This window comes from Lelliottia sp., from assembly GCF_045627565.1.
Lineage (GTDB): Bacteria > Pseudomonadota > Gammaproteobacteria > Enterobacterales > Enterobacteriaceae > Enterobacter.
Window position 1 is genome coordinate 26,204 of record NZ_JAZQNX010000040.1, and the last position, 21,642, is coordinate 47,845.

Annotated in this window: 21 protein-coding genes and 1 pseudogene; 8 read left to right on the forward strand and 14 right to left on the reverse strand. The window is 50.0% G+C overall.

Annotated features, from left to right (window positions below; genetic code table 11):
• Positions 1–49: 49 nt before the first annotated feature.
• The 7 genes from ACKI5T_RS19245 to gss all read right to left on the reverse strand — a co-directional run bounded on the left by ACKI5T_RS19245 (position 50) and on the right by gss (position 6,991).
• Positions 50–838 carry an HNH endonuclease gene (locus ACKI5T_RS19245; protein ID WP_407439490.1) on the reverse strand — a complete coding sequence of 263 codons (789 nt, stop codon included), beginning with the start codon at positions 836–838 and terminating at the stop codon, positions 50–52.
• A gap of 98 nt (positions 839–936) precedes the next feature.
• Positions 937–1,563 (reverse strand): DUF1109 domain-containing protein, encoded by a 627-nt coding sequence (locus ACKI5T_RS19250; protein WP_407439492.1) that lies wholly within the window; start codon positions 1,561–1,563, stop codon positions 937–939.
• Positions 1,550–2,125, reverse strand: a complete 576-nt coding sequence (locus ACKI5T_RS19255) for an RNA polymerase sigma factor (RefSeq protein ID WP_407439494.1) — start codon at positions 2,123–2,125, stop codon at positions 1,550–1,552. The genes ACKI5T_RS19250 and ACKI5T_RS19255 overlap by 14 nt, the downstream gene beginning before the upstream one ends.
• A 5-nt stretch (positions 2,126–2,130) precedes the next feature.
• A complete protein-coding gene (locus ACKI5T_RS19260) occupies positions 2,131–3,363 on the reverse strand; it encodes a protein-disulfide reductase DsbD family protein (protein ID WP_407439496.1) in 1,233 nt (410 codons plus the stop codon).
• A 29-nt stretch (positions 3,364–3,392) separates the two neighbouring features.
• A complete protein-coding gene (locus tag ACKI5T_RS19265; RefSeq protein ID WP_407439498.1) occupies positions 3,393–3,944 on the reverse strand; it encodes a peroxiredoxin in 552 nt (183 codons plus the stop codon).
• Positions 3,945–4,078: 134 nt separating this feature from the next.
• Positions 4,079–4,624, reverse strand: a complete 546-nt coding sequence (locus ACKI5T_RS19270) for a YfaZ family outer membrane protein (protein WP_407439500.1) — start codon at positions 4,622–4,624, stop codon at positions 4,079–4,081.
• Positions 4,625–5,128: 504 nt separating this feature from the next.
• Positions 5,129–6,991: a bifunctional glutathionylspermidine amidase/synthase gene (gene gss / locus ACKI5T_RS19275; RefSeq protein WP_407439502.1), complete on the reverse strand. Its 1,863-nt coding sequence runs from the start codon at positions 6,989–6,991 to the stop codon at positions 5,129–5,131.
• A gap of 257 nt (positions 6,992–7,248) precedes the next feature.
• On the opposite strand from gss, the gene yghU reads away from it, so the two are divergent.
• Entirely contained in the window at positions 7,249–8,118 is an 870-nt protein-coding gene (gene yghU, locus ACKI5T_RS19280; RefSeq protein WP_407439504.1) for a glutathione-dependent disulfide-bond oxidoreductase, read from the forward strand.
• A gap of 27 nt (positions 8,119–8,145) precedes the next feature.
• Here the strand turns inward: yghU and ACKI5T_RS19285 are convergent, their stop codons facing one another.
• Positions 8,146–8,466 carry a substrate-binding domain-containing protein gene (locus ACKI5T_RS19285; protein WP_407439613.1) on the reverse strand — a complete coding sequence of 107 codons (321 nt, stop codon included), beginning with the start codon at positions 8,464–8,466 and terminating at the stop codon, positions 8,146–8,148.
• A 133-nt stretch (positions 8,467–8,599) separates the two neighbouring features.
• A pseudogene (locus tag ACKI5T_RS19290) lies at positions 8,600–9,313 on the reverse strand (ABC transporter substrate-binding protein); the annotation flags it as partial.
• Positions 9,314–9,480: 167 nt separating this feature from the next.
• Here ACKI5T_RS19290 and mscS point away from each other — a divergent pair.
• The 3 genes from mscS to ACKI5T_RS19305 are packed head-to-tail and all read left to right on the forward strand — an operon-like array spanning position 9,481 to position 11,764.
• Positions 9,481–10,356: a small-conductance mechanosensitive channel MscS gene (gene mscS / locus ACKI5T_RS19295; RefSeq protein ID WP_407439506.1), complete on the forward strand. Its 876-nt coding sequence runs from the start codon at positions 9,481–9,483 to the stop codon at positions 10,354–10,356.
• Positions 10,353–11,435, forward strand: a complete 1,083-nt coding sequence (gene ydiK / locus ACKI5T_RS19300; RefSeq protein ID WP_407439508.1) for an AI-2E family transporter YdiK — start codon at positions 10,353–10,355, stop codon at positions 11,433–11,435. Before mscS ends, ydiK begins: the two co-directional genes overlap by 4 nt.
• Positions 11,432–11,764, forward strand: a complete 333-nt coding sequence (locus ACKI5T_RS19305) for a glycine zipper family protein (RefSeq protein WP_407439509.1) — start codon at positions 11,432–11,434, stop codon at positions 11,762–11,764. The genes ydiK and ACKI5T_RS19305 overlap by 4 nt, the downstream gene beginning before the upstream one ends.
• A gap of 51 nt (positions 11,765–11,815) precedes the next feature.
• Here the strand turns inward: ACKI5T_RS19305 and ACKI5T_RS19310 are convergent, their stop codons facing one another.
• From ACKI5T_RS19310 to ACKI5T_RS19320, 3 genes are all read right to left on the reverse strand, one after another.
• Positions 11,816–12,430, reverse strand: a complete 615-nt coding sequence (locus ACKI5T_RS19310; protein WP_407439511.1) for a helix-turn-helix transcriptional regulator — start codon at positions 12,428–12,430, stop codon at positions 11,816–11,818.
• A gap of 8 nt (positions 12,431–12,438) precedes the next feature.
• Positions 12,439–13,032 (reverse strand): LuxR C-terminal-related transcriptional regulator, encoded by a 594-nt coding sequence (locus ACKI5T_RS19315; RefSeq protein ID WP_407439513.1) that lies wholly within the window; start codon positions 13,030–13,032, stop codon positions 12,439–12,441.
• 311 nt (positions 13,033–13,343) lie between these two features.
• Positions 13,344–13,604, reverse strand: a complete 261-nt coding sequence (locus ACKI5T_RS19320; RefSeq protein ID WP_407439515.1) for a hypothetical protein — start codon at positions 13,602–13,604, stop codon at positions 13,344–13,346.
• A gap of 304 nt (positions 13,605–13,908) precedes the next feature.
• Between ACKI5T_RS19320 and ACKI5T_RS19325 the strand changes: the two genes are divergently transcribed.
• The 3 genes from ACKI5T_RS19325 (at position 13,909) to fucR (ending at position 16,527) form a co-directional block, all read left to right on the forward strand.
• Positions 13,909–14,517, forward strand: a complete 609-nt coding sequence (locus ACKI5T_RS19325; protein WP_407439516.1) for a helix-turn-helix domain-containing protein — start codon at positions 13,909–13,911, stop codon at positions 14,515–14,517.
• A 313-nt stretch (positions 14,518–14,830) separates the two neighbouring features.
• Complete coding sequence (locus ACKI5T_RS19330; protein WP_407439518.1) at positions 14,831–15,814, forward strand: diguanylate cyclase domain-containing protein; 984 nt, start codon at positions 14,831–14,833, stop codon at positions 15,812–15,814.
• Positions 15,811–16,527, forward strand: a complete 717-nt coding sequence (gene fucR, locus ACKI5T_RS19335; RefSeq protein WP_407439520.1) for an L-fucose operon activator — start codon at positions 15,811–15,813, stop codon at positions 16,525–16,527. Before ACKI5T_RS19330 ends, fucR begins: the two co-directional genes overlap by 4 nt.
• On the opposite strand, the gene ACKI5T_RS19340 is transcribed toward fucR, so the two are convergent.
• Entirely contained in the window at positions 16,509–16,796 is a 288-nt protein-coding gene (locus ACKI5T_RS19340; protein ID WP_407439522.1) for a DUF2623 family protein, read from the reverse strand. The two genes, fucR and ACKI5T_RS19340, sit on opposite strands and share 19 nt — an antisense overlap.
• Before the next feature lie 103 nt (positions 16,797–16,899).
• Positions 16,900–18,537 (reverse strand): methyl-accepting chemotaxis protein, encoded by a 1,638-nt coding sequence (locus ACKI5T_RS19345; protein ID WP_407439523.1) that lies wholly within the window; start codon positions 18,535–18,537, stop codon positions 16,900–16,902.
• A 548-nt stretch (positions 18,538–19,085) separates the two neighbouring features.
• On the opposite strand from ACKI5T_RS19345, the gene ACKI5T_RS19350 reads away from it, so the two are divergent.
• Positions 19,086–21,632 (forward strand): autotransporter domain-containing protein, encoded by a 2,547-nt coding sequence (locus ACKI5T_RS19350; protein WP_407439525.1) that lies wholly within the window; start codon positions 19,086–19,088, stop codon positions 21,630–21,632.
• Positions 21,633–21,642: the final 10 nt, after the last annotated feature.

Here is a 21,642-nt window from a genome sequence, read left to right on the forward strand (position 1 = left end):
CTTGGTATTTATTGTCAGCAACGTGACGTTATTCAAGCCGAAAGTCGTTTCAAACAACGCCAGAAATAAGATGCACCGGCTGAAGCGGCTTGCGCAGCGGCTGATTATGTAATCGCGCATACCGGGGTTCTTGTTGTGCCGCTGGCGATAAAAACACAGTATTATTTTTAATACTCAGGTGGCCGTTATCAAAAAGCTTATGTAAATCGGCCGTTAAAACAATACCGTTCTCAAGCGTATAATTGACCTTAGTGGCATGACTGATAATGTGGCAAGCTTCCAGCGCCAGCGTGCAACCGGTAATTGCGCACTTATTTTCCCAGTTTGCCAGGATCTTTTTACGGAATAGTTCCTGCCCGCGGCGGACTTTAACCATTTGCATACCATCTTCACGAAACGCGGCGGGCTCAGCATACTGTTCCGTCACGTCAAGCAACTCACTCAGAATCGAAACCACAGGGTGTTCAAGCGGAGCCTGGAACGTCGCCCCCTGACGGCAGAAATGCTGTTTAAAAATACCGAGGCGTTTGTCTCCGTAAATGTCGGGTAGCTGTGCATTGAGGATCGTCTCATCGAGACGAATAAAGCCTTCACCGGGGGTAATATTGTTTAATTCAAATCTGAGAGGATAAATGCTGGCCGGTTCCTGATAATGCCCTGCAATCTCGTAGAGACCGCAAAGCTTATAATCCTCCTGTCCTTCAGGATGTTGAATCACAAAAACACAATCGCCCTTTTTAACACGATGCCATGTCGACTCGCGCCCGACTCCATAGCCCTTTTCAAACTCAAAATCATTCCTATTTGCCGGGCCGTGATAAGCGTAAAAATAATTCATACTCAAATCCCTATTATTTATAACAATATTATCGGCAGCATTATTTATATATTTAGGATCTGAGCTTAAGACGGCGTTATCAGCGAACGTGGAGGTATTTAACGAATCATTACCCATCTCCAGCCCAAAAGGACAGTGAAAGCCACGATGGTGATGATCGCCGCAATATGTAATGCAAAGTCCAACGGATGCACCTCAATCGGATGGCAAAACGACAGCAGCGTCAGCGCCATAAAGGCGACGCCCGCGCCCGCTGCCGCCAGGCTGCGCAGCGGATGCAATGAACGGGTGCGGCGCAAATAGCCAATCACCAGCGCGATCATTGGGGTGCTGACCACCAGCATAAAGGTGTAACAGCTCGCCTCTGCATGAGGGTTCACGGGTAATGCCTGGCTCAAACTGAACATCACACATCCCAGCCACAGCACCAGCAGTGGCACAAACCAACGCCAACTCAACGGTCTTCGCCCGGCAATGCTGATTAAAAAGGCGTTGCCGATCGCCATCATCCCGATGGCGAAAGTCAGCGACAGTTGCAATGTGGCTACCAACGCTCCGGACTGGCTCCAGTCGGTCGCCACGCGTTGCACCAGTAGGCTGGTTAACCAACCGCTCGGCAGCGCCATCAGCGTCCACGCCAGCACGCGCCAGCCTGCGTGCCAGGGTCGCTTAACCGGCAACGCTTGCTGGCTTAGTTTTTCGATAAACAATTCATGATTGGTCATGATTCGCTCCCATCCGGCGAAGATTCGTTAATGCTCTGTGTAATAAAGATTTCACGGCTGACAGGCTCAGATTGTGACGTTTAGCGGCCTCGGCGAGCGTCATTTCCTCGAGGTGGATATGCTGCACAATCAGTCGCTGACGAGAAGGCAGCCGGTCTAATATGCGCGACAGATCTTCCTGAATGTCCTGATGTTCTGAATCATCCCGCGCAGCATATTCCGATAACGGTGTTTCGACTGTCGTTTGCCGTCGCTGAGAGCGTCCGCGATGGCGAAGCGCATCGATCGCTCGCGCCTGCGAAATCGCCATCAGCCACGGCAAAAAAGGACAGGCGGGATCGTAGGTATGGCGCACCCGATGGACCGTCAAAAGGACATCCTGAATGACATCTTCGACCAACACCGGGTCGGACACCTGTTTGCGCACTATCGCCCTGATAGCCGGAACAATAGCGCGCAATAGCTGCGTATAAGCGTCGCGATCCCCCGCCTGGGCTTTTACCATCAAAGCGGGCCATGCTTCACGCGGCGCAAAAACGTTATCCATATTTCGCCATGACATTTACCTCATGCTTTTTTGCCAGAAGCCTGATCGAGAGCGGTGACCACAATCGACGGCGTCAGCACCTGCGGCAATACTTTTGGCGCGCTTCCGTCCGCCGGGTACACCACATATAACGGCAATCCGCCCTGCCCGAACGCATTCATCGCGTCATCGATATCGGCGTTAAACGAGGTTGAATCAGCCACCATATAGACGGTTCCCGTGCGCGCAATGGCCTGTTTCACGGTCTGCGTGGATAAAGAGGTACGGTCATTGACCTGACAGGTGATGCACCACGATGCGGTGAAGTTCACAAAAATCGCTCTGCCGTGGCCGCGCATTTCCGCCACATTCTGCGGCGACCATTTCACCGGACCGACATTTTCAGCACGTTGCGTGGCCGTTTGCGCTTCACCCATTTTCATGACATTCGGCAATGGCGCAATCGCGACGGCAAAAAATGCCACGGTGAATGCCAAAAGAATCTTATAAGATTGTCCCTGATAGCGCCTGCGCTGGGCGATACCGTACAGCCAGGCGGCAAAACTGACGATCACCGCACAGGCCAACAGCGCCGCCAGCGCTGCCGTTCCGGCCTGCTGCGCAAGAACCCACACCAGCCAGGCAAAGGCACCCAACATCGGAAACGCCAGCCCTTTCTTGAGAAAATCCATCCACGCACCCGGACGGGGTAATCGACGGGCAATCGCCGGGAAGAGCGAAACCAGCGTAAAGGGAGCCGCGAAACCGAGCGCTAGCGAGAGGAAAATCGCCAGTGAAACCGCGGGCGGTTGGAGCAACGCATAGCCGATAGCCCCCGCCATAAACGGTGCGGAGCACGGCGTCGCAACGATGATAGCCAGCGCGCCGGTCAGCGCCGAGCGGACAAATGCACCGCGCCCAAGCGAGATTTCACCTGCTCGCTGCAGGGAAAGTCCAACCTCAAATACGCCGAGAAGATTCAGCGCTGCGCCAAGAATAATCAGCGCCAGAATGGAAATCACCAGCGGCGACTGGAGCTGGAATCCCCATCCCACGGCGGTTCCACCGGCGCGCAGCGCCAGCAAAACGGCCGCCAGCGCCATCATGGTAAAAATCACCCCCGCTAAAAAACCCAGACCTTCCGTCCGCGCGCTGGCGGTATCACCCTGATGGCGCATGATTCCCAGCGCTTTTAAGGAAATGACTGGGAATACGCAGGGCATAAAATTGAGGATAACGCCGCCCAAAAAGGCGGCCAGAATAGCGGTTAACATGGCGAACCTCGATGCGAAATCAGGGTGAATTACGAGTGTGACTTCGCGTATTGTTTAACCGCATCCATCGTTTTCTGAATATGCGCGTCAGGGTTACGGTCAGTGTAGCTCAGCAGAATTTTGCCATCCGGAGCGATGACGAAAGAGGTGCGATCGGAAACGGTTTTGCCGTTCATTTGCATCAATGTTTCGTATTCTGCAGCCACTTTTGCCCCTGGGTCGGCGGCCACCGCAAACTTATCGCGGCACTCCAGTTTGGAGAATTCATCAACCTGATCGACATTGCCAGCCGTTACGCCCACCACGGTTGCGCCCAGTTTTTTAAAGTCATCTGTTGCTTCAGCAAAAGCATGCGCTTCGAGCGTGCAGCCTTTGGTAAAGGCGGCCGGGAAAAAGTAGAGCACAACCGGCCCTTTTTGCAGCGCTTGCTGCAGGGAGAAGGTCAAAGGTTTACCGCCCAGCGCGCCCTGCAAACTGAAATCAGGCGCTTTCGCGCCAGCCTCAAGCGCGGCCTGCACATTCACGGCAAATAAGGAAAAAGTGAGAGCAATTGCAGCGGAGATGATTTTCAAACGTTTCATGGTCGGACTCCTCAGGGGGAAATGAGCTATCTGAATAATAGTTCGCCCGGTGTTCCTGAAAAGTTTCGCCCAGCCATAAAAAAACATCCGCAAGGGAGACTTGCGGATGTTCAAGAGAGTCACGCGATGATTCGTTAGAAGCTGACGCCACCACCGAAATACGCGCCGTCAATCAGAGTGTGGTTCGGACGGCCATCTTTGCCATCGACGCTCACGTAGCGATAACCCACTTTAAGCGTCAGCGGTTTTACCGGCGTCCAGCTCACACCGCCGTTAGCTTCAACGTAGTTTTTCACGCTGTTGTTCAATCCATCAGGCGCAACATATCCTTCGCCAAATACGCTCACGCTGTCGGTCAGCGCGACGTTAAGGCCGCCACCGAACGGGAAGGCCACGCCGTTATCCCCTTTTTTAGGTCCCAGATAAACAGCTTTAGCACCTGCATTCAGCATGACCGGGCCGACTTCGAAATTATATCCGGCACCCACGCCACCGACCTGAGTACCGTCCTGGGTATTTTTAAGCCAGTGACCTTCCGTATAGATGCCTGAAGAGTCTTTGCCTAATTCCGCATTGAGGTTAGTGAAGTTTTTCCCCTGCTCAATGCCAACGCCCATTGCTAATGCAGAACCAGAAGAAACTGCCAGAATACCCATCAGTACAAAATTAATCTTTTTCATATTAAAGCCTCGTTAAGCAAATTGATTTGGTCGTAAATTAACAACCAAAACGTCAACATGCAAACGTGACTAAATATTGACTCATTATATTTTCATGATGTTTTTTTGTATTAATTCCGTTGCATTTTCTTATTTTAAATTCATCGTCAATGAATTATCTCCGGCTGTTTAGGTTTCATTTAGGTTTATCCCTAAACAAAACCTGAACATCAAAGATTAAACCCTTCGATTTACATTAATTAGGAATTGAATAATTGAGCGAAAAGTCTCAATAATCATATTTTATTACGCGGATTTACACTTCATTAAAAAACAACACCTCTGTAGACCGTGGTATTCCCGCTGAGTTCCCTGTCTCTGCCATACATCATGGGAGAAAATTTGGTTTTTTTAATTAATTAAGTCTGGGTGTGAATATACGCTGATGCCAATAAAAGGTGAATCGTACACAGGCATCCGCAAGCCAAGCGTGCGGATACCTGTTACATACTGTTTTAAAAAGACCTATTTATCTTTCACCACAATTAACGGTTCGATATCACTCTCTTTTTTAATCACCAGCGAATCATCCCCGCGCAAACAGGTCCCGCCGTAATTTCCGCCCACGGTAAAAGTGCAGACCTGAATATATTTGCCGTCCACGTTTGGGAGACACCACAGCTGCTGATAGATATTTTTTCGATCAACAAACTTACCGTTAGATTTATCCAGCAGCTCTTCCTGAGCGCTAATGAGATCGATATTACTGCCGCATCGCCCGGCGATAGGCTTCACCGCATAGCCGGTTTTGCTCAGCCGTTCATTGACCTCAAAATCAGTATCCAGCAGATAGCGATGATTCGGGAACAGTTGCCACAGTACCGGCAGAATCGCTTTGTTGCCAGGAATCACCGTCCATAGCGGTTCAAAGACCAGCACTTCCGGGCGCAGCAGCACATCGATTAAACGCACTTCATTCTGTGGATGACCGGTACGAATCGGTACGGCGGCGTATTCAGTTTCACTGACCTCACGGACCTGCTCGATCGCGGTTTCCCACGCCCAGGTTTTCCACACGCAGTTGACGTGGCGGCCTTCATCATCCACCAGTTGACCGGCAACATCCCAGCTTAACGTCTCCAGCCCGTGAAGAATTTTGGTCTCAAAGCCTGCCTGCATCAACGAGCGCTGAATAAACAGCGCGTGATAATCCTCTTCGATATCATTGTCCTGCATGATGTGAACGAACGGACGCGCATTGCTGTGTTTCCATGCGCCGGTCAGTTCCTCCAGCAAGCCTTCCGCCGGATTATGCCCCGTCCCGCGATAACCATTTTTCACCCACTCTTCGAGGATAAGACCACCTTCGGTATGGCAGGACGCTGAATCCGCGTTGTATTCGTAAACCTTCAGCCCACGCTCATCCATGCAAAAATCCATACGGCCCGTGATCATATGGTGGCGGCGCCACTGCCAGGAAAGACGCAAGCGCGGCCAGAGGATTTTCGGGATGTCGAAAAGTGCCAGAAGATTATCGTCTTTCAACACTTTGTCGGTGGCGTGCAAATACATGAGATGCAGTTCGTTGGTCGCCTTGATCAGCTCCTGCTCGGCGCTTTCGGTAATAGTGAAATACTGGCAGGGATCTTTATTGATAACGTGACCGTTCGCCCGGACATACGCCTGCTGTAGCGAGTCATTTTCATTGAGCCATTTACCGTCGAACTGGCGTTTGTTTTGCAGTCGCGCGCCGGTAAGGTTAAGCAACTCACGCTCGATTTCCGGCTGCGGCAAGCTGTGTTCGGTGTCATCGGTCTGGATCATCCAGCCAAGAATGTGGGTATCGGTATAGGTGTCATGCAGCGTATAGCGGCCATTTTCGACTGATAAGCGCAGCTCGCGCGTCCACTGCTGCCCAATCGGCAGCGGCGAATGCAGCACGTTCTGTTCTGCAATACGCACTTTATCGCCCATCAACTGGGTGATGATAGCAACGTGTCCGGTTTCACTGAATTCGCCGTCATTGCGCCAGATGAGCAGCGCGCCAGCGTCGGGTGCGCGCTTTGAACCGTTCGCGAAAGCCTGTAACGGCAGGAGGTTATCGTTAATAACCTGACGCAGAAAGCGCAGCGAGAAAATCTCCCACGCCATGCCAACATCGGTAAAGACATAGCCGTAATTGAGAAACAGAAAGCGGCGCGCAAATTCGACGCACTGCCATTTATGCCCCATATATTCGTTGCCGATATAGCTACGAAACTCCGCGTCTTCCGGGTACTGGCGCGGGTCAAGGCTGCTGTAATTCGAGGAGTAAATCGCCACGCCTCCCGGCGCATAACCTAACAACGTCCCAAACGGAGCGTCACTGCTTAACTTTCCTTTACGCATGTATCCAACCTAAACAGGCAGGCGGCAATTTTTGAAGGGTTGTCGTCGTCTGCACAATGTGATTAACCAGACAGAGGTGGATTTATCATACACCTCTGAGTGACATCATTTAAATTTCAAATTGGCGCAAAATGCCGGACGACGGGTGTACAGCGCGCAGACAAGAAAAGCGGAAAATCTATTGCGCTCGCAACGTTAAAGCGTTCACAAATCTCCTGCTACACTGCCTCAACACATCACGCAAAAGGCAGATCAACATGTCAGACAACAACTACCAGCCACCGAAAGTGTGGGAATGGGAACAGAACGGTAACGGCGGCGCGTTCGCGAATATCAATCGCCCCATTTCCGGCGCCACGCACGAGAAAGATTTGCCCGTCGGGCAGCATCCTTTGCAGCTGTATTCACTGGGTACGCCGAACGGTCAGAAAGTCACAATCATGCTCGAAGAGCTGCTGGCGCTGGGTGTCAGCGAGGCGGAGTACGACGCGTGGTTGATTCGCATTGGCGAAGGCGACCAGTTCTCGAGCGGCTTTGTGGACGTTAACCCGAACTCGAAGATTCCGGCACTTCGGGACCATTCCACGAACCCGCCGACGCGCGTATTTGAATCGGGCCATATTCTGCTGTATCTGGCAGAAAAATTTGGTCACCTTTTGCCAAAAGATCCGGCGGGACGTACCGAAACGTTAAACTGGTTATTCTGGCTGCAAGGCTCCGCGCCGTTCCTCGGCGGAGGCTTTGGTCACTTCTATAATTATGCGCCGGTGAAGATTCAGTACGCGATCGACCGCTTCACGATGGAGGCAAAACGCCTGCTCGACGTGCTGGATAAACAGCTTGCGAAGAGTCGTTACATCGCGGGTGAAGAGTACACCATCGCCGATATTGCCATCTGGCCGTGGTTTGGCAGCGTGGTGCTCGGCACTGTTTATAACGCCGCCGAATTCCTCGACGCCGAGAAATACACACACGTGCAGCGTTGGGCAAAAGAGGTCGCGCAGCGCCCGGCAGTGAAACGCGGCCGTATCGTCAATCGTACCTTTGGCGAGCCATCCGAGCAGTTACATGAACGCCATGCGGCGAGCGACTTCGATACCCAAACCGAAGACAAACGTCAGGCGTAATGATTGTCCGGGCGGTTTACCGCCCGGTTAAACGCCAAACCCCGCCTCAAGCCGTATCGCTTTTGCTTTCTGTGATTGTAAAAATTCTGCCAGCCGCTGTGCTTTGGGCGTCAGGATCGCAAGTGCATACTGCGCACGGGGGTTAAAGGGTTCAGGAATAGCGAGTACGGTTACCCCCTCCGTGTGTCGCCGTTTTTTCGCGTAGCTGGCGTATCCAATAAACATCTCCGCCTGCCGAGATTCAATCACCCACTGAGCCGCCATTTTTCCTGGTGGAATGGGAGCAGAGCTGCGCCCGCCGACCAGCGCCATTGCACGTTGTCGCGCGGTATTGCCTTCCGTGCCCATCCGGTTAAACAGTTCCTGCGTATAGTCGCCAGAAGGACGCACCCCGCCGTTGAGGTCGCGAGACGCAAGTCTGTACGGTTTAGCAATGAACGCCAGTCGTCGCCGTTGTGCATCACATCGCTGCGAATAGTCAGGCACAGTTTATTGCGCCGGCATGTGCCATCATCAGGCCCGTGTATTTTCCAGAACCGTACGTCGTCAGTTCCGGATTCGCCATGTAGGCGCGAATACGTTTTTGTTCAGGAATATCTTTCAGGCGATCGCTGACCCTTTTGCGGCCTTTAACTGTCGCGTCGATCAACACTTTTGCTTCCCGGGGTTTATTGACGATCTCACCGATCAGCGTAATGCCTTCGCGCAGCCCCTGATCGTAGGCCTTTTCTTCATCAGCCAGCGTTGGATTCATTTTGGCTTTCTCGCCCGCAGCATCATGGCGCAGCGAAATGGCCACCACGGGAATGCCTAAACTGCTGATCTTGTCGTTCATCTCCTGCGGTGCGTAGTTGGTCACAAACACCACCTGCGGATGCAGCGCGATGAGTTTTTCAGGATCAACGTGAGTGAGATCGCCAAGCGTCGCTTTTTGGTTTAGCTCCGGCGCAAGGCGCACGTAACCCTCTCCAAGCTGTTGCTTCCAGTTCGCCAGAATCCCGACGATTTTGTCGGTAGCGTTCATTTGCACCAGCAAATTCAGGGTCTGATGCTGGAGAACCACTACACGATCTACTTCATCAGGAATTGTCACCTGGCGTCCGATTTGAGCCGTTATCTGCCGCGCGGCCTCCGATGATAACGGTAGATAAATCAGTAAACTAAACGCTGCACCCCGCCAAAATTGTTTTTTCATCATGTCCTCACCTTTCGTTATGCAAATTATTATATAACGAATAAACTCGAACGTTGTGCCCCTCTTCGGGAGTAGCGAATTTCGCTCTAAATTTGGATTAAATACCCGGCGGGATCGCGCTGGGCACTCACTAAAATGCGGGTTTTCTATATAACCGGAATACCGTCATGAAGTTCGAAGCTTTTCCCGGGATCAAGCAGTTAATCCACTGGGTCATTAATAACGAATCCGTTATCGTGCAGGGGATCGCCAATCTATTTGGCGCTATTTTTCTTTTATTTATAGGGCTTTTTATCGCGCGCATCACCAGCAGCGGATTTAAAAAATTACTCTTAAGCCGCCACATCGATAAAACCATTACCCAGTTTTGCAGCGCGCTGTTGCGCTACGCTATGGTGGCATTTGCGGCAATTGCCGCACTTGGGCGCATCGGCGTTGAGACATCATCCATTATCGCGGTGATTGGTGCTGCCGGGCTGGCGATCGGCCTGGCGCTGCAAGGCTCACTCGCGAACTTCGCGGCGGGCGTTTTACTGGTGACGCTGCGCCCTATTCGCGCGGGTGAATACGCGAGCGTGGGAGCCGTGGCTGGCACGATTGAAGAAGTGCATATTTTCTCAACCACCCTGCGCACATCCGACAATAAAATGGTCGTGGTGCCCAACGGTAAAATTATCGCCAGCGAGATCACTAACTTTTCCCGTCAAAAGGAACGTCGCGTCGATATTACGCTGGGTGTGGCCTATAACACCTCAATTGAACATCTTAAAAATGTCATTAAAACGGTCATTCTGCTCGATCCACGCATTCACCACGACAAGGGTCACATCATACGTCTCAATGAGTTTGCCCCTTCCTCATTGAATTTTGTGGTTCGCGTATGGACTGAAAATAAACATTACTGGGATGTGTATTACGATCTGATGGAAAACATCAAAAATGCGCTGGATGCCAATGAGATTCAGATGCCGTACCCGCAGTTGGATGTGCATGTAAACGATCAGCGTCAACGCTCGCCTTCGCTGGAGTTGATGCAACAATGAATGCCATTAAACATCCCCGCGATTTACCACAAACGCTTTTTGGCATCCTTATCATCCTCACATTGTTGTGTTCCGCCATCTGGATCCTGCACCCTTTTCTGCTGAGCATCGTGTGGGCTGGTCTGATCGTTATTGCGACCTGGCCGCTTTATACCACTGTTCAACGCAAACTCGGTGGCCGTAGAAAGCTCGCGATAACAGCCATGATGGTTTTTCTGACGGCGATATTTCTGCTGCCGATAATTTTCAGTGCCGGGATGCTTTCAACACTGTTTGAAGACCTGCTGCAGTGGCTGATGCATCTCGATAAATCTCACCTGCCTTCGCTGGACTTCCTGACGCATATCCCGCTGGTTGGTGAGCATTTACATCGCAAATGGCTGGCGCTGATTCATGAAAATGCTGAGAGTATTTTTGATACGCTAAAACCATGGATCACAAAAGTTATCGTGATACTGGCGCAAGGCCTTTCGCAATTTAGCGCATTGTTTGTGAATGGGCTGATGATGCTTCTCGCCTGTCTGGCATTTTACCTTTATGGAACGACTATCGCCCGTGGTCTGCGTCAGTTCGCTTTCCGCATTGCAGGTGCTCGTGGCGACAACGCGGTGCTGCTCGCCGGAACAACAATTCAGGCCGTGGCGATGGGCGTCGTTCTGACGGCCGTGATTCAATCCATCTTTGCGGGAGTGGGGCTGGCAGTCTGCCATATCCCGTCAAGCGCCCTGCTGACAGGCATTATATTTGTACTCTGCCTGATGCAGCTCGGCCCCGTGATTATCATGCTACCGGCATTTATCTGGCTATTTTACCAGGGTGAACACTGGAATGGGGCAGTGTTACTTGTCTGGACGGTGATAGCCGGTTCACTGGATAACATTCTCAAACCGATATTGATTAAACGCGGCGCGGATACCTCGCTGCTGCTGATCATGACCGGTGTTATAGGCGGCATGCTGACATGGGGCATGATTGGCCTAATGATTGGTCCAGTGTTACTGGCAGTATCCTGGAAATTGCTCTCCACATGGGTGAGCGAAGCACATTATCAACCTATCTCTGCAAAGGAACTGTCATGAATATGATTAAAACGATACTGATTATAAGCGCTCTGATTTTCTCCACCTCGGGCATGGCGATGGATAAAACTGCCGCCGGAGCCGTTGCCGGTGCAGCCATCGGCGCAGCTACAGGTAAAAGTGTGAAATCCACCGTTGGCGGTGCCGTCGTTGGAGCCGGTACAGGTGCAATGCTAAAAGGCGGCAAAACGGGTAAAGCAGCGCGTAAAGGCGGCGCCGTAGGTGCGGTGGTTGGCGCTGGAGCGGCGGCAGTCACCGGGAAAAGTGTTCTGAAAGGTGCTGCGGTAGGTGCCGGGACAGGAAGTTTGATCGGACAAGCGACGCATTAATCGCACAACGCCGGGTAGCCGCTTTGGCTTGCCCGGCGTAAAGAGCGCAATTTAACTCACCGCGACAGACGTATTAATTTTGCTATTTAGCTCAAAATCATCTCTTACGCCTAATTTCCCCATAATATTCCGCTTATGCGAACTGATTGTTTTCTCACTGCGAAACAACAGTCTAGATATCTCAGAACCAGAACAGCCTTTGCGAAGATATTCCAGAACCGTGGATTCTGCAGGCGTAAAAACGACAGGCTTAGCCAAAGAAGCTGCGTGATGCTGACGAATGATCAGAGGACTGAGATAGCGTTTATTTTCCATTGTCTGCTGTATGATATCTCTCATCTGGAAATTAATCTCATCCACGCACAAAATGGAACAGCTATATTGCTGAAGAAGTTTTTTAATTAACCACCGTTGAACCGCCCTTACCATGACCAGCGTATGCTTGCTATTCAGCACGCTCATCCTTTCCGGTGAAAGAGTAGTGATATTTTCACACCCTGTCGCGTCAATAATAATCAGGTGTTCTTCTTCCTGTACTAATGGTGACAAAGGAGAAAACTGGCAATGCCAGCCGGGGTTAGCGGTCACAATACTTTCAAGACCCGATCGAATCCCAGAAAGATAAATATCATTGCGAGCAACATAGCGAATTTGGCAGGTAAACATAATAGTCCTTATTTGTACAACGAAGTGAGCTGATCGATATGGGTGAGCAGATTGACCCAGCTACTTTTTGTTTCTATATTCAAACGATTCCGTACCAGCAGTTTAATGGTACTGACAGTTTTATAACTGCAATTACGGCGAGTCGCGATTTCGTTCGTTTGCAAACCAGACGCATAATCAATCAACACATTAAGTTCTGAAGGTGTCAAAAACACACCGCGGCGATACTCTGTTGAAGGGCCAGGAATAAGCGAGAGCAATTGGCTTTCAAGTTCATCTTCCGTGAGACAATGACTTGCCCCGGCCCCTTTGAACATACGCGCCAGCACGTCGTCATGTTGAGGAAGGTAGACTACCGTTTTAAGCGACAACTTATGGGTGGCATGAAGCGTACGCAATATTCTGAATAACGTATTGCCAAGCCCTCCGACACCCACCAGTAGCACCCTGAGGTGACCTGTTTGCAGACAGATTTCTTCAGTCAGTTGCTCAGTTGACGTGCACGACACAACCTGATGACCTTCATCCTGAAGGAGAGCGGTTAAACCTCTTCGTAGCAATATACGAGGTTCATACAAAATGATAACAGGTAAAGAATTCATCGCTTCCATTGCTTATATCAAATAAAAACCTCGACAAGATAATTCTTAGGGGTTTTTATTCAATGAGAAATCGTTCCAAAAAAAGATGTCGTGTGAAACCCTATGATTTTATGAGAGGTTTACTGTAACCATTAAATGAGTCTGTCATGTAACGTACAAAATCACCGACATGACTGCTTTATAGATATTTCTCATTTGCGTTAGATTTTGTAATTCGGATAATTAAAAATAACTACAAAAAACCTCTTAAAAACCATGCTTTTATATACGCAAGTAAAGACATACGCGAAGGCAATGAAGAGATTAAATAATTAATACTTTATGTCTCGCGCTTTTTGCCGACCATCCTGTTTAGCACCACGCTTCTCTTCACGGCATTCATGGTTACTTTTTTCATCATTGTGTTTGCATTCCCTTTTGTCATGACGCGCCTGTGATCGCGTGTCCTGCCTGACGTCACGCGCCTCCTGACGCTGTTCTGCCTGCTCGGTGGCATGGGCTGCAAACGCGCAAACTAAGGACAGGACGGAAACGGCGATGGTTTCTTTGAGTACTTCAGAAAAATTGAGCATATGACTACCTTTATCAAAAAAATAGCAAAGTAGTTTACTCAACTAGTCGATAACACGCTCAACTCAAAAAATCCATTTTTGGAATACATATACGTTCAACAGTTATTCTCTGAACTGGCAATATACACTCCAAATAATTTATCGGCGGTACATATACTTCAAATAGTTCTATAAACACTTTGTTAACAGAACTTACTTATGAAATCCAAAACTGGATTCACAAGTAGAAATGTCGATTCCCGCATGCTAGCATTTACTGTGTGTTTTTTATGATGCGTTGTCCCCTTTATCTATGGTGCTTGCCATGAAACCAGCAGAACATATTACTAAACTTATTACGTCAGTATCTGACAGTACTCGTATTCAAAATAGCAGAGAAAGACAAATCATCTCTCTACAACAATATACCGATCCCATGTGTTTCATTTTGCATAAGGGAACCGCGGCAATATATCGTGGATACGATCATCTTCTCTTGTCGCATATTAAAGGGCCCCATATCATGGGACTTAATCTCTTGCTCGAAAAGAACAGTGAACTCTATTTCCAGGCACGGAGTTCTGTTGCCTACGAGATCGTTCCACGTTCTCGCTTTGAGAAAAACATTAAAGAACAAGATCTTTGGGAGCCTCTTGCTTATTATTTTATGTTTAGTTCAAAACGTTTTCTGCAGAACAACTTTATATCCAGCGGCGTTTCCACTTACGATTTAGTGCGCAACAATCTCATCGCCTTAATGAATGAAGACGAAGATCTTCGCCTGGCGACTAACACTTGTGATTACATTCAGGAAAAAACACTCTTATCGCGCAGTGGTATTATGAAAATGCTCAGGGATCTTAAGCATGGTGGTCATATAGAGTTGCATCGTGGAGTACTCATAACGATCAATAATCTGCCTGCAAAATATTGATTTAACATTGGCCAGCTCGAACACTCATTTAAATTTAACTTAAGGCAATAAATCTCGCCAATCGGTAAAGCCGTGTGCACACGATGCCGAAAAGGGTGATCGCATCAACGTGACAATCGCGGCATAGAAAGCGACTGTTTGTACATGTAAAGGACGCTATTTTGCATATCATTCTTAACATCAAGAATTTGCCGACAGACTAAAGCGTAATAAAAGTCTATTCGACACAAAACCCTTTCTTTTTTTCAACTTCATATTTACAAGCACAGGCTAAACTGGCAAGAATCATTCTTATTTTCCCAAGAAATGTCTTATGTCAGAACAGGCGCTGAAACAACAGATCCAAAATCTGAAAAAGCACAATGCCCGGCTTGCCAGGCTGGCGCGTGACGCCCGCAGTAAGCTGAGTGCTGCGCTGGACGGAACCGGCCTGTGTCTGTGGCAACTCGACGTCCCGAGTGGAAAACTGATTATCTACAATCGGCGCTGGGGATCGATGCTCGGCTATCAGCCGAAAGAGCTGAATGCGCAGTTCGATGTCTGGCGCGAACATCTTCATCCCGATGACAGGCAAATGGTGTTGGATGCCTTTTATGACCATCTAAACGGCAAAACCCCCTTCTATGAAGCGCTGCACCGCATGCAGCATAAAAATGGCACCATCAGTTGGGTGCTGGATCGTGGGCGCGTCAGTGAAAGGGATGAGCACGGGAATCCCCTCAGGGTCACAGGCACTCACATTGATATGACCAAAGAGAAGCAGTACGAGGAACAGCTCGCGCTGCTGGCGAACCATGATCCGCTCACTGGGCTGGCAAACCGCCATGCGCTCGTCAAACATTTTGCTCAGCTCAAAGAGCAGGGGCCGCTTTGCGTTGCTTTTATCGATCTTGATGATTTCAAATCCGTTAACGATACCTTCGGCCACCGTAGCGGCGATGAATTGCTGATTCAACTGAGTAAACGATTAGGTAAAACCTGCCCCGAAGGCTCCATTGTGGGCCGTCTTGGCGGCGATGAGTTTGTCCTGCTACTCCCTTTTACCTTGTCCAGCTTGTGGGTCAATAGCACTGCGCATAAGTGCCTGCAAGCGGCACTCACGCCATTCGAGCTGGACAACGGTCAGGCGCGGGTTGGCGCGTCAATTGGCATTGACGAAGTGCAACCGGAAGATGACTTTATTAACGCGCTGCGTCGCGCTGACCAATCGATGTATCAAATTAAACACACCGGCAAAAACGGCGTGGCGATCGGTTCCACGTTGATTTCCATCTCCCGCACCGGAACGGACGCGTGAAAAGCAGCCGACAGCAGCAAATTATTCAGTTGTTGAGCGGATGCGACGGACTCACCACCGACACACTGGCCGCGCAACTGGCCGTCAGTAAAGAAACGATCCGTCGTGACCTGAAGGCGCTTCAACAGCAGGGTAAATTGGTGCGCCACCACGGGCGCGCGCGCGCCATCCAGGCCGACAATCGTGACGGAGGGGAACCTTTTGGCGCACGGCTAAAAAGCCATTATGCTGATAAGGCCGATATCGCCCGGCACGCGTTAGGTTATCTCAGCGAAGGGATGACCATCGCGCTGGATGCCAGTTCGACCTGTTTTCACCTCGCGCGTCAGCTTCCCGATATCGAACTGACGGTGTTTACCAACAGCCTGCCGATATGCCATGAAATGGCGAAACGCGAAAAAATCACGCTGATCTGTTCTGGTGGAATACTGGAGCGGAAATACCGCTGCTACGTTAATCCTGCGCTGGTGACGCTGCTGAAAAGCATTGAAGTCGATCTGTTTATCTTTTCGTGCGAAGGCGTAGATGAAGCGGGAAACATGTGGGACCCAACGGAACAGAGCGCAGGATTTAAGGCGCAGCTTCTTAAACGTGCCAGCCAGTCGCTGCTACTCATTGATAAGAGTAAATTTCAGCGCGCAAGCGAAGTAAAAATTGGTGACCTTTCGCAGGTCACGCAAATCGTCAGTGACGCTCATCCCTCAAGCCGATAACCCGCCATAAAGTAGCGCAGCGTCGTGCTGGACAGGTTCTCTTTAAAAAAGTCCATCACCATTTCGCGATCCAGCCCGTAACGACGCGTCAAAATACCCGCTTCCCAGGCGCTAAGCTGACGGTCACCCGTTTGCTCAAACATGCGTTGCGAAAAACCCAGCACAAATCCACGTTTATAGTCAGAACAAAAGTGTGCCGCGTTTTGCGCGGTGCCGGCCTGTTCGGCTCGCATTCCGGCCAGCAGTCCTTTACCAAAGTGATTGTTCATCGCTTTCCCCTCATTCGATATGCAATAAATTATATAGCGAAATTTTGAGCGATGCCTAATGCTATTTTAAGGCCGCCTGAGCGGCCTTTTGTTTAGAGAGGAATTAGAAAGAAACCCACTCGTCCGTTTTGCCGGTGGTTTTTGCCCTAACGATGGCTTTAGGCGATGAGACGCCCACGACGCTGGCGGATTCCTGAGAAGAGAGACGGAATTTTTGCACCGAACGCTGGAGTTCTTCGGTCTGGGCTTCCAGTGCCGAAGCGGCACTGGAGACCTGTTCGACGAGCGAGGCGTTTTGCTGCGTCACGCCGTCCATCTGTGTAATCGCGATCCCCACCTGCGAAATGCCTTTACTCTGTTCTTCTGAAGCAGAGGCGATTTGCTTCATGATGGTCGTCACTTCCGTCACCGCCCGCAGAATCGCTTCCATTGTGGTTCCTGTATCATCCACAATTTTCGCCCCGCGCTCGACGCGTGAAACCGAATCAGCAATCAGCCCTTCAATCTCCTTCGCCGCATCAGCACTTCGGCTGGCGAGATTTCGCACTTCACCCGCCACCACAGCAAACCCACGTCCCTGCTCCCCGGCACGCGCGGCTTCAACTGCCGCATTGAGTGCGAGAATGTTCGTCTGGAACGCAATGCCATTAATGACAGTGGTGATCTCCGCGATTTTCTTCGAACTGGCTGAAATCCCGGACATAGTAGTGACCACTTCCTGAACCAGCGAACCACCGCGACTGGCTGTGCTCGAAGCCACATCGGCCAGTTCACTTGCTTGTCGCGCATTATCCGCGTTGAGTTTCACGGTCGCTGTGAGCTGTTCCATACTCGCAGCCGTCTCTTCCAGTGCAGCGGCCTGTTCTTCGGTACGTGAAGAAAGGTTGTTATTTCCGCTGGAGATTTCCGTTGCACCGCGCCAGATATTATCGCTACCGGAACGAATTGAGCTGACCGCTTCACGCAAACTGTCCTGCATAGCCGTCAGCAGCGGGACGAGCTGGCCCACGCAATTGCGTCCAAATGGCTCTACCGACTGGCTGAGATCGCCCTGTGCAATCTGGCGGAAATGTTCGCGAATACGTCCTAAAGGCTTAACCAACATGGTGACCAAATAGCGATCGGTGAAGATCAGAATCAACAAACCAAGCACCATGGCACTGATAATCACGGTCCGAGTCATACTGGTCAGGCCATCGACGACAACACGCGTCTCTTCGAGCGTATTGCCAGCCTCATGATTGAATTTCTCCGCGGCTGCGCCAAACGCGCGACTGAGCGGCGGAGTAACCATATTTGCCTGCTGACGGTAACCCGCGTCATCGCCTTGCTGCGCCTTTAACATCTGCGGTGCGATGCCTTGTTCCAGCAATGCCTGCCAGGTGCTGATGACTTCTGCGAAGACCGCTTCATTCATCGCGCCGTGCGAGACCGCTTTCATCTCCTCAAGACGTTTGCTCATGTTGTCTAGCGCCGTTTGTGCAGACGTTAAATCGGGCGTGCCTCCTGCTGCTTTGGCTTCCATCGCACGACTCAGGCGTGTGACGAAGCGGAAATATTGATCGTTGCCCTGTCCAAGGATTGTCATTTTTTTGACAATTTGACGATCGGTTTCATTACCTTCTGAGACCCTGGAAAGTGACCATGAGCTATAAAATCCAACCCCGGCCCACATTAAACAAAAAACACCCAGAATCGCCAGCACGACGAAACGGATGGTAAAATTACGAAGCATATGCATAAGAGTTATCCTTGCCGTTAGGGAAAACTCGCCCAAAGGCGAGTCTTACTTTCGTTATCGGCAGAAAATGGCGAACTTATACCTATTCACGCACGTAATTTTAAAAATAATTCACAGACTGACTGATGTTATGCGAATTTTTCCTGAAGAGTTTAATTCTCATTTAGAATAGTTTTTTAACATGTCAGAAGATAAGGGAATGTAAAACAAGCTTTCATTAAATTAACCCTACCCCTCTGAAGGACTAATTTCACTTCAGGCTGAATCTATCAATCAAGGCACTTTAAGTTCATTATCCGCATAATTTGCGTGCTAATTAATCATTATCATTTGTCGTGTAAATATAATTTATTTGATTAATCAGGTTTTTATATTTCACAGGTTATTTCCCCTCCAAATAAACCCGAATATTTCATTACATCATTTCACCATAAGAACATTCTTAAATAAGCAGCATTCATTTAAAAAGGAGCCAATCCCACTTAAACCTTCGAGATGATAAAATGCGTAAATTACTTAAACGCTCATTGCTTTCACAATGTGTATTAATGTCGTTAACTTCTCTATCAGCCTTTGCTGCGAAATCTACTGACACACCTTGCTCTAATAACAGCACAGCACAAACTTGTGGTCTGTCGCAATATAATAACGGGAGCTACTATCAGGACAAAGGCGTCACTGATGCCGTAATGGCAGATGCAACGTCGGATAATATTTATATGGACGGTGCCCGAGGAGACGGTGAAACGCAGTCATTAACCGTTTCCGGAACGGATATGTCGGGACGGTACATTCAGGGCAGCAATGGTGGCAATGTAAACATAACCGTAAATAATAATGCAACGGTTGATATGATTGAAGCCGGTACACCTGGTTCAACCACTAACACAATGGTGAACGTTGATCATTCCACTCTCAATGGTGAAAACGCGAGCGGGGATTACAATAATCCTAAAGATTACATGATGGGTTCTGCTATCTATCTCGATCCAATGGATAAAGGAACACACGCGGTGAATATTACTAACGGCAGCGTCCTTCATGGCAGCATAATTAGTGGTGGTGCGGGCGCGCAAAATATAGCCTTAAGTGACAGTTCGATGGATAAGGGCGGAATTTACGCCGGGAGCGATAAAGCCGATACCACAATTACGCTGACGCGATCTTCTGTCGATGCAGCTCAAAGTGAAATCGCACAAAACATCGATGCTCTCGCGGCAAAACTGAGTCAATACAAGCCCTTCAGCGATATGAATGTCGATGCTTTTGGTGATGTCGCCATCGGCATGTATGGCACAACCCACGATTCGCTGGCGCTCAATAACAGCACGGTGACGGGCGATATTGGTATTATCAATGAAAACGGCGCAACCACTCTTTCCCTGACTAATAACAGCGTGGTCAAGGGTGACGTCACGCTAGAAGGTCATTCTGCGAATGACCTTCTGGTGGATAACAGCACGGTTAATGGCAATGTGAATGCCAGCCAGAATAGCGGCAATACCACCATCACACTGCAAAATAATGCCGCCGTTAACGGCAATATCACCACCGGTAAAGGTGATGACACGCTTATATTGACCAATAATTCGCGCGTTGATGGAAATGTCAACGGCGGTGACGGACGCGATACGCTGTCGATGGATGCCGGAAGTTCAATTTCCGGACAAATTAGTCAGTTCGAAACGGTCAATACCACCAGTAATAACAGCATCAGCATCGATAAAATTAACGATACCACCACCTGGGATCTGCAAAACGGCTCACGTCTTGTTGCTCAGTCCACCGGCAGCAATGCGGCCGTTACGATGAGCACCGATAGTTTTGTGGATTTTGGCACTATTACAGGCGCGAATAACGCGGTGGTGGTGAGCAGTATTACCGCTTCTGTACGCAATCAGAAAAATGTCATTCTGGGGACATTCAATACCGCCAGGACTAACACGCCGCAAGCGTACGCGGGGGCGACGTTTACGAATGGTCAGCAGAGTGTCGAGAACCGCAGCGGTGCATATAATTATAACAATGAGCTGAATATTGTTGCCGCCGACAGCGCGCCGCAAACACAACGTGCGGCGGATAACAGCCAGAGCTGGAATATCGAATTTACTAGCGCGAAAGGTTCGCTGGCGAGTGACGTCCAGGGGCTGATTGCAGGTCTGGATGCTGCAGAACAGGCCGGACAACAGGTGGCAGATGACATCAGTAACCACATGAATCAGGTCCATCTCGCGAATCTGTACGGTGAGCAACCGAATGGTGCCCAGATATGGGGGGATTTCCTGTATCAGAACGGCAACTACAGTAGCGATGTCGATTATAAAAGCATTACCCAGGGTGCCCAGGGCGGCGTTGACTGGACAGCACATCTGGATAATGGCGATAGCGTAACAGCCGGTATCGCTCTGGCATGGACCCGCAGCCGCGTACAGGATACCGACGAGGGCGCAGACAGCTTCAAAGACAGCGTTTACGGTAATTACTACAGCCTTTACGGCGGCTGGCAGCAAGCGCTGAATGGCAAATCCTGGGGGATGTTTACTGACGGCAGCATGAGCTATGGCGATATGCGCTATTCACTATCCGCCAATAACGTTACCGGCGATACCAGCGGCATGACCGAGGCGCTTCACGGTTCGACCGACGGGAGTCTGTATAGGGCTCAGGGGCGCACCGGGGTAAACGTCGTGCTGCCGGGCGAAACGCTGTTGCAGCCCTACGTCACGTTAGGCTGGGATCAAACCAAAGCGAACGGCTTCTCCGATAGCGCAGTGACCTTTGCCGACAGCCAGGTTTCTTCATGGAACAGCGGCGCGGGCGTGCGCTTGACGACTACGCTTCGCGATCTGAATAAAAACGTGCAGGTGATGCCGTGGGTTGATGCTCGCTTCCAGCAAGAATTCAGCGACGACACCGATATCAAAGCGGCGGATTATCACAATACTTCAGGTCACAACAACACCATGGGCATTTTCGGTGCGGGTGTTAACGCTACGATTGCCCATAATTTTACGATCAACACGGGCGTATACGTGGGAACGGGCGATGCGGATAACGACGCCAGCGTTCAGGCGGGTATGAGCTACAGCTTCTAATCGTTAAATG

Coding starts and splice junctions, on each gene's coding strand:
- ACKI5T_RS19345 (WP_407439523.1), bottom strand. CDS start 18,537: ATGCATATGCTTCGTAATTTTACCATCCGTTTCGTCGTGCTGGCGATT.
- ACKI5T_RS19320 (WP_407439515.1), bottom strand. CDS start 13,604: ATGCTCAATTTTTCTGAAGTACTCAAAGAAACCATCGCCGTTTCCGTC.
- ACKI5T_RS19270 (WP_407439500.1), bottom strand. CDS start 4,624: ATGAAAAAGATTAATTTTGTACTGATGGGTATTCTGGCAGTTTCTTCT.
- ACKI5T_RS19245 (WP_407439490.1), bottom strand. CDS start 838: ATGAATTATTTTTACGCTTATCACGGCCCGGCAAATAGGAATGATTTT.
- yghU (WP_407439504.1), top strand. CDS start 7,249: ATGTCAGACAACAACTACCAGCCACCGAAAGTGTGGGAATGGGAACAG.
- ACKI5T_RS19260 (WP_407439496.1), bottom strand. CDS start 3,363: ATGTTAACCGCTATTCTGGCCGCCTTTTTGGGCGGCGTTATCCTCAAT.
- ACKI5T_RS19305 (WP_407439509.1), top strand. CDS start 11,432: ATGAATATGATTAAAACGATACTGATTATAAGCGCTCTGATTTTCTCC.
- ACKI5T_RS19285 (WP_407439613.1), bottom strand. CDS start 8,466: ATGGGCACGGAAGGCAATACCGCGCGACAACGTGCAATGGCGCTGGTC.
- ACKI5T_RS19310 (WP_407439511.1), bottom strand. CDS start 12,430: ATGTTTACCTGCCAAATTCGCTATGTTGCTCGCAATGATATTTATCTT.
- ACKI5T_RS19255 (WP_407439494.1), bottom strand. CDS start 2,125: ATGTCATGGCGAAATATGGATAACGTTTTTGCGCCGCGTGAAGCATGG.
- ACKI5T_RS19250 (WP_407439492.1), bottom strand. CDS start 1,563: ATGACCAATCATGAATTGTTTATCGAAAAACTAAGCCAGCAAGCGTTG.
- ACKI5T_RS19325 (WP_407439516.1), top strand. CDS start 13,909: ATGAAACCAGCAGAACATATTACTAAACTTATTACGTCAGTATCTGAC.
- ydiK (WP_407439508.1), top strand. CDS start 10,353: ATGAATGCCATTAAACATCCCCGCGATTTACCACAAACGCTTTTTGGC.
- ACKI5T_RS19340 (WP_407439522.1), bottom strand. CDS start 16,796: ATGAACAATCACTTTGGTAAAGGACTGCTGGCCGGAATGCGAGCCGAA.
- ACKI5T_RS19330 (WP_407439518.1), top strand. CDS start 14,831: ATGTCAGAACAGGCGCTGAAACAACAGATCCAAAATCTGAAAAAGCAC.
- ACKI5T_RS19265 (WP_407439498.1), bottom strand. CDS start 3,944: ATGAAACGTTTGAAAATCATCTCCGCTGCAATTGCTCTCACTTTTTCC.
- mscS (WP_407439506.1), top strand. CDS start 9,481: ATGAAGTTCGAAGCTTTTCCCGGGATCAAGCAGTTAATCCACTGGGTC.
- ACKI5T_RS19350 (WP_407439525.1), top strand. CDS start 19,086: ATGTCGTTAACTTCTCTATCAGCCTTTGCTGCGAAATCTACTGACACA.
- gss (WP_407439502.1), bottom strand. CDS start 6,991: ATGCGTAAAGGAAAGTTAAGCAGTGACGCTCCGTTTGGGACGTTGTTA.
- ACKI5T_RS19315 (WP_407439513.1), bottom strand. CDS start 13,032: ATGAATTCTTTACCTGTTATCATTTTGTATGAACCTCGTATATTGCTA.